Origin of the sequence: Sphaerisporangium fuscum (genome assembly GCF_018531465.1) — a bacterium.
Lineage (GTDB): Bacteria > Actinomycetota > Actinomycetes > Streptosporangiales > Streptosporangiaceae > Sphaerisporangium > Sphaerisporangium fuscum.
The window spans coordinates 124,323-134,704 of sequence record NZ_JAHDTF010000032.1 but is presented as its reverse complement, the minus strand read 5'-3'; the positions used below and the strand labels follow the sequence as shown (position 1 = coordinate 134,704).

At 65.2% G+C, this 10,382-nt stretch carries 10 protein-coding genes; 3 read left to right on the top strand and 7 right to left on the bottom strand.

Translation table 11 applies throughout. The features are described from left to right. Both KIK05_RS35610 and KIK05_RS35605 read right to left on the bottom strand, forming a co-directional pair. Positions 1 to 274, bottom strand: a 274-nt coding sequence (locus KIK05_RS35610) for a hypothetical protein (protein ID WP_214415242.1), incomplete at its 3' end; no start/stop codon positions are given. 324 nt (positions 275 to 598) lie between these two features. Then, entirely contained in the window at positions 599 to 766 is a 168-nt protein-coding gene (locus KIK05_RS35605; protein WP_214415241.1) for a hypothetical protein, read from the bottom strand. Positions 767 to 880: 114 nt separating this feature from the next. On the opposite strand from KIK05_RS35605, the gene KIK05_RS48415 reads away from it, so the two are divergent. From KIK05_RS48415 to KIK05_RS35590, 3 genes are all read left to right on the top strand, one after another. Continuing rightward, positions 881 to 1,264 carry a GntR family transcriptional regulator gene (locus KIK05_RS48415; protein ID WP_214415240.1) on the top strand — a complete coding sequence of 128 codons (384 nt, stop codon included), beginning with the start codon at positions 881 to 883 and terminating at the stop codon, positions 1,262 to 1,264. 224 nt (positions 1,265 to 1,488) lie between these two features. Continuing rightward, entirely contained in the window at positions 1,489 to 2,898 is a 1,410-nt protein-coding gene (locus KIK05_RS35595) for a helix-turn-helix domain-containing protein (RefSeq protein WP_214415239.1), read from the top strand. A gap of 52 nt (positions 2,899 to 2,950) precedes the next feature. Then, the gene (locus KIK05_RS35590; RefSeq protein ID WP_308250241.1) at positions 2,951 to 3,604 is read left to right on the top strand and encodes a RibD family protein; all 654 of its coding nucleotides are present in this window, start codon (positions 2,951 to 2,953) and stop codon (positions 3,602 to 3,604) included. 475 nt (positions 3,605 to 4,079) lie between these two features. On the opposite strand, the gene KIK05_RS35585 is transcribed toward KIK05_RS35590, so the two are convergent. The 5 genes from KIK05_RS35585 to KIK05_RS35565 all read right to left on the bottom strand — a co-directional run bounded on the left by KIK05_RS35585 (position 4,080) and on the right by KIK05_RS35565 (position 10,258). Beyond that, positions 4,080 to 4,427 (bottom strand): hypothetical protein, encoded by a 348-nt coding sequence (locus KIK05_RS35585; protein WP_214415237.1) that lies wholly within the window; start codon positions 4,425 to 4,427, stop codon positions 4,080 to 4,082. Then, a complete protein-coding gene (locus KIK05_RS35580; protein ID WP_214415236.1) occupies positions 4,424 to 4,942 on the bottom strand; it encodes a hypothetical protein in 519 nt (172 codons plus the stop codon). Before KIK05_RS35580 ends, KIK05_RS35585 begins: the two co-directional genes overlap by 4 nt. A 24-nt stretch (positions 4,943 to 4,966) precedes the next feature. Further along, positions 4,967 to 5,989 (bottom strand): tyrosine-type recombinase/integrase, encoded by a 1,023-nt coding sequence (locus KIK05_RS35575; protein ID WP_308250240.1) that lies wholly within the window; start codon positions 5,987 to 5,989, stop codon positions 4,967 to 4,969. 80 nt (positions 5,990 to 6,069) lie between these two features. Continuing rightward, positions 6,070 to 6,696, bottom strand: a complete 627-nt coding sequence (locus tag KIK05_RS35570) for a hypothetical protein (RefSeq protein ID WP_214415235.1) — start codon at positions 6,694 to 6,696, stop codon at positions 6,070 to 6,072. 556 nt (positions 6,697 to 7,252) lie between these two features. Further along, on the bottom strand, positions 7,253 to 10,258 hold the full coding sequence (locus KIK05_RS35565) for an AfsR/SARP family transcriptional regulator (protein ID WP_214415234.1): 3,006 nt from the start codon (positions 10,256 to 10,258) through the stop codon (positions 7,253 to 7,255). Positions 10,259 to 10,382: the final 124 nt, after the last annotated feature.

Below are 10,382 nucleotides of genomic sequence, written 5' to 3'. Positions count from 1 at the left end.
CCAGCGCGGAGGGGTGAGCAGCGGTGAAGGTTGCGCCGTAGCTCCACGCCGCGGCGCGTGCCAGCGTGACCAGGTCGGCCGGGTCCTCGGCGGTTCCGCAGACCTTGACGAGGCGCCCCTCGTACCGCTCAACGGCAGCCCACGTGGGGTTGCCCATGATGTAGGTCTGCCGGCGAAGCTCGGGGGTGACCAGCTCAACGCCGACCGTGTGTCGGCGAGAAGCGCGCTTAAGGGCGGCGAACTTCCCCGTGCTGATCGCGACGGATTCCGTCATGATGGCGGTGCTCCTTTGATGACTCAGTGGATGGGTTATGCGGGGAGAGCTGGGGCGGTTCGACTCTTGGCGGGGTGAGCCGCCCCAGCGTCACGAGATGTGCAGGGATGGCGGTCGTTGTTAGGGACAGCTGCACTCGCCGGTCCCCATGCAGACGCCGCACTGCTGCGTCGAGGTCATCCAGCCGGCACCACCGCAGCAGTGACAGATAGCGCGGAGAAGGTTCGCCGGGGACATGAAGTAGGACATGATGGTTGTGCTCCTTTGCGGGAGTTGAGGGGCGGCCCCGTGTCTTGGTGGATGGGGGCCGCCCCGTTCTTGTGATCAGCCGAGTCCGTTGAAGAACGTGGTCAGGGCGTCCATGACGCTCATGAGCGCGTGGAAGCCTGTGGTAGCGGCAACCGCGGCACCCTGGGGATCACGGACCATGTACAGGACCGCGAACACGGCAACGATCGTGGGCAGGACACGGCGAGGTTTGACCGGAAGCACAGTGACTCCTTTGAAGAGAACTGCCCTAGGTCAGTCTCGTCTGACTCAGGACAGTACGCCGATGCTTGGGCAGCGTCAACCCACTGGCTTAAGTCGGTTGAGTACGCTTGCTACGTGCGAGACGAAGCTGGGGCAGATGAGCAGAAGGTCCATGCGAGCCGCAGAGTGGCGGCCGTCCTAAGAGCAGACATCGAAGGTGGGAAGCTGAGGGCAGGCGCCCGGCTCCCGTCCTATCGAGCCCTCGCCGACCAATACGGGGTCGCGCACAACACGGCACAGGCCGCCGTGCGCCTACTCCAGTCGGAAGGTCTCGTCACCATCCGTCCGGCGAGTGGCGCCTACGTCATCGACAGGACGGACGCACCTTTGGCGAGCACTTCTCAGCAGCTTCGTGATGAGCTGGCCGAGGTCCGTGACCAGCTCAAAGAGGTGCGTAAGACGCTCGCTGCGACGGAAGAAACCGTTTCTGGGCTTTTGGATCGACTTATGCAGGATTGACGGCTTTTCATCGCATTCTGGGCCGCTCGCGTACTTGCTGGTGAAGCCCTGTTCCTTGCTCGCCATATCGTCACCCCCTTTCGTGTGCTTATCGACTTGGGTCATGTCGGCCCGTTAGGTTGGACATCTCCAATCGTGCTCGGTGCCGGCTACCGGTAAAAGGGTTTTGAAGCCGACACGGTGAGCGTCGGTAACAGCGGCATCTGCAGGGGAGGCGCGACGCCATGGCCCGCCCAGAACTGGAGCTGCACCCTGAGCGCTCAGCCAGGGACCGTTTCGGGTTCGAGCTGCGGTCATGGCGGAAAGCCCGGGGACTGTCGCAGGCCAGACTCGGAGCAAAAGTCCATGTCAGCGGGGACTTAGTCCGGCTTATCGAGGTCGCAGAGCGATGGCCTGCGAGGGACTTCGCGGAGCGCTGTGACCAGGCACTCGACACCGTGGGCGCGCTCGTAAGGCTGTGGGAGACGGTCGAGGCCGAGCGACGTCAGTCCATGGTGGTTGCCGACAGCGGCGCCCATACCGACAAACCACTTGTCGGTACCGACAGGCAAGCAGTCGCTATGGCCGGTATGGGCGATCAGGGCAGCATTGTGGTTCAGATGATGAACCTCACTGGGGAGCCGGTCGCTGTGTCCATGGATCGCAGAACCTTCATGTCCGGCATTGCCGCCCTGCCGGCGGTCGCCTGGATCGACCAGAGGGGAACCGGCAGAGCCGGGCTACCCGCCACCGTTGCCGAGGGTGACCTCCGCGATGTGCTTACCAACATGCGGAAGCTCTTCGGGGTCCTGGCTACACAGGACAACATCTTGGGACCGAGTGCGGTAGCGCCGACGGCAGTTCACCAGGTCGCTATTCTCCGCCAGCTGAGCCGTACGGCGAGCGGTCGTTCTCGTGCCGCAGTGATGGACGTTCAGGCGGCGTACGCGGAATTCACTGGATGGCTTGCAGACGACTTAGGCGACCGTAACGCCGGACAGCACTGGATCACCAATGCCCTTCAATGGGCGCATGAGGCCGGTGACGATCTCTTTGTGGGCTATGTGCTCATGCGCCAGTCTCAACGAGCAGGTGAGGTCGGCGATACGGCCTCGGCTATCGGCCTCGGTCAGGCGGCGCAGCACAGGGGAGAATCCACCAATCGGGTACTGGCTGCAGCCTCCCAGGCCGAAGCACAAGGCCATGCGCTAGCTGGTGATGAAAAGGAATTCAGGGCGGCCATCGAAAGGGCGCGGGGATTGGTCGCGGGCGCACCCCAGCTTGTGCCTGGTGACTGGGCGCCCTGGTGTACGCCCGCCTATATCGACATTCATGAAGCGGCAGGATGGACGCGACTTGGAGAGCCGCGTAAGGCGATTGTCGCCTACGAGGGTGCTCTGAAGTCCTGGCCTGGAGAGTTCCAACGCGACCAGGGCATCTACCTCGGGCGGCTCGCGCAAGCATACGCCGCGGCAGGCGAACCGGAGCAGTCAGCCCAGAGGGCAGCAACGGCTTTGGGCATCGCTCGCCTTACCAACTCCGCTCGCATCGTTGCGGAGCTGACTCCGTTGAGAAGCACTCTCGATCGATGGCAAGGGCTTCCGACGGTGAAGGAATTTCTGTCAGATCTCCGGCAGTCTGCCGACCAGCAGTAGCGACCATTGCAGCACCACGACTGAACGGAAACCCATGAGTAACCGTCCATACGTGCTTCTCAGCGTTGCCATGTCCATTGATGGCTACATTGACGACAGCTCCCCCGATCGTCTTCTACTTTCGAACGCCGAGGACTTCAATCGGGTCGATGAGGTCCGTGCGCACTGTGACGCCATTCTGATAGGCGCAAACACCATCCGACGCGATAATCCTCGATTGCTGGTCAACTCGGAGGAGAGGCGAGCCGAGAGGGAACGTCGAGGACTTCCCCCGTACCCGACCAAGGTAACGATGACTTCGAGTCGCCTGGATTCCTCGTTTAAATTCTTCAACACTGGCGGCGACAAGCTGGTCTATACGACCCCCACCATTCTCGACAAGGTCAGAGACGAACTCGATGGCCTAGCTACGGTGGTCCCTGCCGGCGACCCTGTCTCGCTCACCACCATGCTTGACGACCTCGGCGACCGCGGCATACAGCGGCTCATGGTGGAGGGTGGAGGGACGATTCATACACAGTTCCTCACTCACGGGCTCGCTGACGAGATTCATCTAGCCATCGCGCCGTTCTTCGTCGGCGACCCATCCGCCCCCCGATTCGTGAACCCGGGGACCTTCCCGCAAGATCCCGCACACAGGATGCAGGTTGCCGAGGTCCGCCAGATCGGCGACATCGTCTTTGCCCGCTACCTTCCCAAGAGGTGATGTCCGCTCCGGCGTCCCATCCCGCCTGCACGCCGCAAGCCAGTGACAACCGTGACAGCGTTGACAGGCACGGCGTTTGTGCAGTTCAGCCGCAATCCCTGGCGAGCCAGCGCGCGTTGACAGTGGCGTGACAGGCGGTGACAGCATTCGGAGGCGCGAGCGAGGCTGTCACCGCTGTCACTTCATGTCACGCGCGCCGGTGACACCCTAAACGACGTCTTGAACTGCGGATACGGCCTCCTCTGCCGCCCCTGTCATCGCTGTCACCAGTACGCCGTCTGGCGGTGAAGTGGAGGTAGGGCGTAGGCAGCCATGGCTGTACTTGCCAGCGCCTCGGCAGTGCGCGACGTCTACGGGTTGGCGATCACGGCCGGAAAGGACGTCCTCAGATGGGCCGCAGAAGGCCGTTCGAGAGCGGGCCGGACTCATAGGATGCGCCGGTGCCCAAGGACCCCAGACGGCCTCTGGGCGTTGATCATGCCAAATACGTGCCCAAATCAGGGTTCACTGAGGGGACGACGAAGAGTTTTCGCAGGTGAACGGCGTGGTTCTCCGTGCTTGCGTACTTGACTTCTAATCCGACGGTCGCAGGTTCGAATCCTGCAGGGCGCGCCCTCCAGACCAGGTCATCTACCCGCTGACCTGGTCTTTTTGCTTGATCGCTGATCATCGCCACCTGCAGCCAGATGCCACCGAATGCAGCCCCAGGCGGGTGCTCACGGGATATACGCGGGATGGAAATCGCGTCGTTTGCCCAGCTCAGGCACACAAAAACGAAGGGCCACGGGATGACCGTGACCCTCTGATGGTAGATCACCTTCACTTCCGCGACTCCTGATCAGCCATCGCCGCAAGCCGGGCTGTTGCGACGTCGGCGATCTTCCTTGCTTGATCTCGAAGCTCGTCATCACTTGGCGGATTCCCCTGCACGTCCGCCCAGTCATCGATAAGCAGCATCAGCCAGTAGATTTCCTCGGGACCGTCACACTTGTCCCTGAGCTCCTGGATCAGGAAGTCCGCGCCCTGACCGATTGGCAGGGTTCCCTCGGCTATGCCCTCCGCCACATCCCGGGCGACGGCCCACGGCGTGCGCTGGGTATCGATGGGCGGGAAGCCGCTATCCACCATCACCTCACGGATCAGAGGCTCAACTTCGGTCATTGACCCGATGGACAACGCCCACCCTGCGAGCTCCCAGACCGCATCGGACTCAAGGCCGGCTTCGATAAGCCCGCAGCCCAGCCAACCGGCATCCGACGCGGTCCCGGAAAGCCGCCCCCAGAGAAGATCACCTCTCAGCTCGGCTAGACGATTCCTGAGCTCAGGGGAGAGTTCCATCAGGCTAGTTTCCGTGATCGACACTCATGGCGCGAGAGCGCCCTCTATGCGCTGATTGGCAATCTCGCGTTGCCCGTCGACGCACTTGGCGTAGACCCGGAGCAGCACATCCACGCTGTGCCCGGCCCGCTCAGCGACGTCCGGCGCCGGAACCCCTGAGTTGAGCCAGAGCGAAACAGCCGCATGCCGCAGGTCGTACGGCCTCCCGGCCAGGGGCGAGGCGACCTGTTCAGGCGTCAGCGCGTACGTGCGGGCTTCCTTCCAGACCTTGCCGTAAGCCGTCGTGGAGAAGACGCCACCCGTCGCCGTCAGGAAGAGCCTTCCGTCCGCCGCGGTGCCGTGCCGTTCCAGATGTTCGCGGAGAATTCTCACCAGCTCCGGCGGGATCGGGACGTCCCGTATGGCCTTACGCCGACGCTGCTTGAGCCCGCGAACATCGTGGGTCCTACCCGAGTCGGAGAACCGTCGCCCGCTCTCCGGCCGGGTCTCCTCCAAGGTCAACAGGCCCCACCCGCTTTCGGGCAGGTGGCAGTCCTTTTCGCGGAGCCCGGCAGCCTCAGCAGGCCGGAGGCCAGCGAAGTACATGCAGGCGAACATCCCGGCCAGCATCGCGCCACGGGTCCGCCCCACGTAGGTCACGGCGACAAGGAGCTCTCGAGCCTGCGCCGGATTGACCACCACGCGCCGTTCTACCTCGCCCGAGATCTTCGCGGGCTTCCAGTTCACCCGGTCCAGCGGATTCGCCGAAAGCTCCCCCAGCTCAACCGCGTATTCCAGCGCGTGATGGAACACCGCCCGCTTGCGCCGAAAGGTGGAGTCGGCCGCCCGCGTGCCGTCGAGGGTCACGGACAGCGCCTCAAATGCGGCCCGCGCGGCCTTGGCCTCTTCGAGTTCGATGATGGGCAGCGAGGCCGAGGTGAGCCAACGCAGCGCCGCCGCCTGCTCAGGGGCGAGAGGCGCCCGCCGGTCATATGGACAAAGCCAGGCATCTTCGAAACAACCGCTTCGACCTGGTAGCAGTTCGATGCAGTCAAGCTCCCGGGCCACCGAGATGTCGCCCCCTCGACGACATCGGCAGGATGCTCAGCTAAGTCACCGCTCCGCAGCCTCCGGCAACCGGTCCGCGCTCAGTCATCCAATCGCGAGACTTCCAGACCACTGCTAAGGCCCTGAGTAACGAGCATTGCAGGATGCTCTCGGTCGATCCATGCCCGATCCAGACGGACGCCGCTCTCAGCTTCTATCACTGCAAGCGTTACCGCTTCGCGGTAGTTCGGATCCCGATCCTCGTCGTCAATATCGTACTGTAGGAAGAAGTCGGCATACTGGCCCATTGGCCCCAAACCAGTTGCCCAGCCTTCACGTGGCGCGTACGGATCCCAACCGCCGACACAGGAACCGTCGACCCAGAGAAGCATGCTGAAGCTAGCGTTGACATCCCAGTATGCAACCCAGGCGCGGGCGCTGCGGCTGAGCGGTTCGATCATCTCCAGGAACATACCGGCGAACCCACCAATCTGCAATATGGATACCGCCGTCTCGGTTTCTTCGAAGGAAAGCGTATTGCCGGGAGACATCGAATATGCGTCCAACGTAGTCATGTTACGAAGGTCTTCAGGCTGGCCTCCGATCCGTGTCACGGCTTCATTCACTGAGAGCACGCCGGACAAGGGCTGAACTACTATCCAGCAGATGTCATCCGGCAGATCGTTTGAGGCGGTACCCAAATAAGTGTTGATCAGCTCGCTCAACATCGTTATCTCCTGATCCAGATCCGGCCAGAGTGCTCTAGCAGTCTGAGCTGTTGACCGTCGTTGCCGTTGTTGCTCCACCAGAGCGGGCGAACCGAGAAATCGCGAGAGTCCGGTTGGTTGATGCGCTCGGCCGACGTCCACGCTCCCTGCATAGTGGACTCGAACGGGAATGCATCACACTCGTACACTTTTTGCCGATTGGGCGGAATCGGTACGGGGGGCTTGCCTCTCGTGCCAGGCTTGCCGAGAACGGGATCGGCGGTGGCATCGTACTCCCTGAAGTTGTTACGGCATATGTCTCTCACCTTATCGGTATTTTTCTCATTCCATTTCTTGTCGACAGAGCGGACGAGTCCCATCCCCTCCTTCCCGGGATGGACTTGTCAGGACCACGGGGTTGCGTCAGCTTCGGCGCGTTCAGAGCAGTCCAGATGCGAGCCCGCCCGACCCTGTGGAGGCCGATATCGAGGTCGTCCGCCATGATCGTCTCGGAGCCTGATCCGCGAGTATGCGCAGGCCGAGTAGGGTGGCCGGGTTTCTGGCACCCGCAGTCTCCCTAAAGCGGGGCGTTCAGCTCCCCTCGTAGCCGGGCCGCCTCGGGGACCTCCATGTCGTCCATGAGCCGCAAAGCCTCCTCCCACTCCTTCGCCGGCAGCCCCTGGTCGGCGCGGAGCCTGGCCAGGCCGACCAGCGCGCGGGCCTGCTGGAACCGGTCACCCATGGCCTGCGTGAGCTCCAGTGCTTCCTGATGCCGGGCACCCGCCTCCTCCGGATGCCCGAGCGCGCGCTCCACCTCGCCCAGCCCGTTGAGCGCGCTGGCCTCGAACGTGCGGCTGCCGGACGCGCGGAACAGCTCCAGGGCGCGTCGATGGTGGTCGAATGCGCGCTCGTGTTCCCCCCGGGCCAGGTAGATTTCGCCGAGACAGTCGAGCGTCTCCGCCTCCATGTCACGGTCCTCCGTCTCGCATAGCGCGGCGAGCACCTCCTGGTAGAGGTCGTGGGCCGCCTGGAGGTCGTCGGTCGCGGCATGCACCCGCCCAATGTTGATCATGGAGGTCAGCTCGGCGTAGACGTAGGAGATCGACCTGGCCAAGTCCAGGGAGGCTTCCAGCTGTTCCAGGGCCTCACCGTACTCGCCGAGCCTGAACAGGGCGTTGCCGATGTCGCCGCGCGAGACGGCCACGCCAGCCCGGTCTCCGATCTCGGCGGTGATCTCCAATGCCCTCTCATGCAGGGGGACGGCCAGTCGGTAGGCGCCGGTGCGCCAGTAGATCTCGCCGATGTGGTTGAGTACGTTGGCCTGCCCGGACAGGTGGCCACTGCGCTCGAACAGGGCGGCCGCCCGCTCTAAATCAGCCAGCGCGGCGGCGTACTGTCCCCGGAACACCCGGACCATCGCGATATTGCCCAGCGCGCTGCCCTGGCTACGTGGATCGTCCAGGGTCTCCCAAAGCTCCACGGCACGGTGGAAGCTCTCGTACGCCTCGTCCACTTCGCCGTTGCGGATCAGCGCCACGCCGAGCGCGGAGAGCGCCGACGCCTCTCCCATCAGGTCGCCCGTGGCGTGCGCGGTACGTGCCGCACTGCGGTAGAGACGCCTGCCCTCCTCATGCTGCCCGGCCATGTCGAGGTGCCGCACCAGCATCCGGCCGAGATCCCTGCCGAGCGCGGGTGACCGGGTGAGCGCCATGTCGGCGGCCGCCACCAAGTTGGAGCGCTCGGCCTCCATCCAGGCCTGGGCCTGCGCGGGGTCGGGGAACGGTTCGGCGCCGGGCCGGATGACGACTTCTCCCGGCAGAGCGAGACTGATGGCGGAGGACAGGCGGTCGAGGTAATGGTCGAGCAGCCGCGCGACGGCCTCGTCCTGATCGCCGCCGCACTCGACCGAGTAGGCGCGCAGCAGATCGTGCATGCGCCAGCGGCCGGGCTGGTACGGCTCGATCAGCCGCGCCTCGGCGAGCGCTCCGAGCAGGCCGGCGGCCTCGCCGGTCGAGCAGCTTGCCAGCACCGCCGCGGCGCCCGGCTCGATGTCGGGACCGGGGTGCGCGCCGAGTCGGCGGAACATCGAGGCCACCGGCTCTGGCAGCGTGCGGTAGGACCAGGAGAACACGGCCCGCACGCTGCTGAGCGGATCGCCCGCCACCTCGAGCAGGTCCAGCCTGTTGCTCGCCGATCGGAGCTCGGCCACCAGGTCAGGGAGCGGGCGGTCGCCACGCGCTGCCCTCTCGCCCGCGACGCACAGCGCCACCGGCAGGTGGGCGCACAGCCGCGCCAGCTCTCGTAGCGATGCGGCGTCGCCGTACGGGACGAAGGTTCGCAGCAGTGACTCGGCCTCGGCCGGGGTGAGCGTGCCGATGACGATGCGTTGTGCGCGCTCTCGGACGACCAGGCCATGGAGCGGCACGCGGCTGGTGATCACCGTGGCGCAGCTGTCCGCCGTCGGGAGCAGCGGCCTGACCTGCTGCTCGGAGCGGGCGTTGTCGAGGATGATGAGCATCCTGCGCTGGTCGAGCAGGGCGCGGAAGAGCGCCGAGCGGGCCTCGAGCCCGCCGGGGATACGGGCGGGCGTGGTGCCGAGTGCGGCGAGGAAGTCGCCGAGCACGCGGGCGGGGTCCGCGGGGCCGGTCGGTGCGTGGCCGCCGAGATCGGCGTAGAGGCTGCCGTCGGGAAAGCGCTCGCGCACGCGGTGCGCCCAGCGCACGGCGAGCGCAGACTTGCCGACGCCCGCCATACCCTCGACCGCGGAGATCACCAGCGGCGTCCGGCTGCCCAGCACCCGGTTCATCGCCGCCAGCTCCGTGGCGCGCCCGACGAATCCCGGCACGTCGTACGGCAGGCCGGCCGGAACGGGTGCGGCCTCCTGCCGGTCCAGCGCGCTGTCACCTTCGAGTATGCGCTGGTGGAGCAGGCGTAATCGCGGTCCTGGCCCGATGCCGAGCTCGTCGGACAGACGACGGCAGAAGGCGAGGTAGCAGTCCAGGGCCTGCGGCGTGTTCCCGGCGCGGAACAGCGCGGTCATCAGCACCGCCACGACCCGCTCTTCCAGCGGATGCTCGGCGAGCACGCCACTCAGCCTGTCCACGGCGGCGGTGTGACGGCCCTGCGCGGTCTCCTCCTCGGCGAGCCGGAGCTGCGCCGACAGGTGGAGCGTGATCAGACCGGCGCGGACCTGATCCGCCCACTCGCCCTCGATACCGGGTAGCGGCTTGCCCCGCCAGGCCTCCAGCGCCGCGGCGGGGTCGGTGGCCTGTAGGCGCTTGAAGCGCAGCGCGTCGACGAGGTCGGGTTCGACGTCGATGAGGTAGCCACCGCCGCGGCGCAGGAGCCGGACCCCGGAGGGGGCGAGGACCTTGCGCAGCCGGGTGACGTAGCCGTAGAGCACGTTGAGCGCCGAGTCGGGCGGGTCGCCGCCCCACACGCGGGACACCAGTTCGGCGGTCATCACCGGTTCACTGGCGTCGATCAGCAGCGCGGCGAGAACGCAGCGCTGCCGGCTGTGCCCGGTGTCGACCTCGCGGCCACCGTCCTCCAGTCCGACCCGGCCGAGCAGCCTGAATTCCACGCGTTCTCCCATTCAAGGATTCTTCAAGGTTTTTCGCCCGCCTCTCACTCATCGTCGTATCACCTCACTCCGTAGGGGGGACCATGAAAACGACGAAGATGATGGCGGCGAGCGTGCTGCTGCC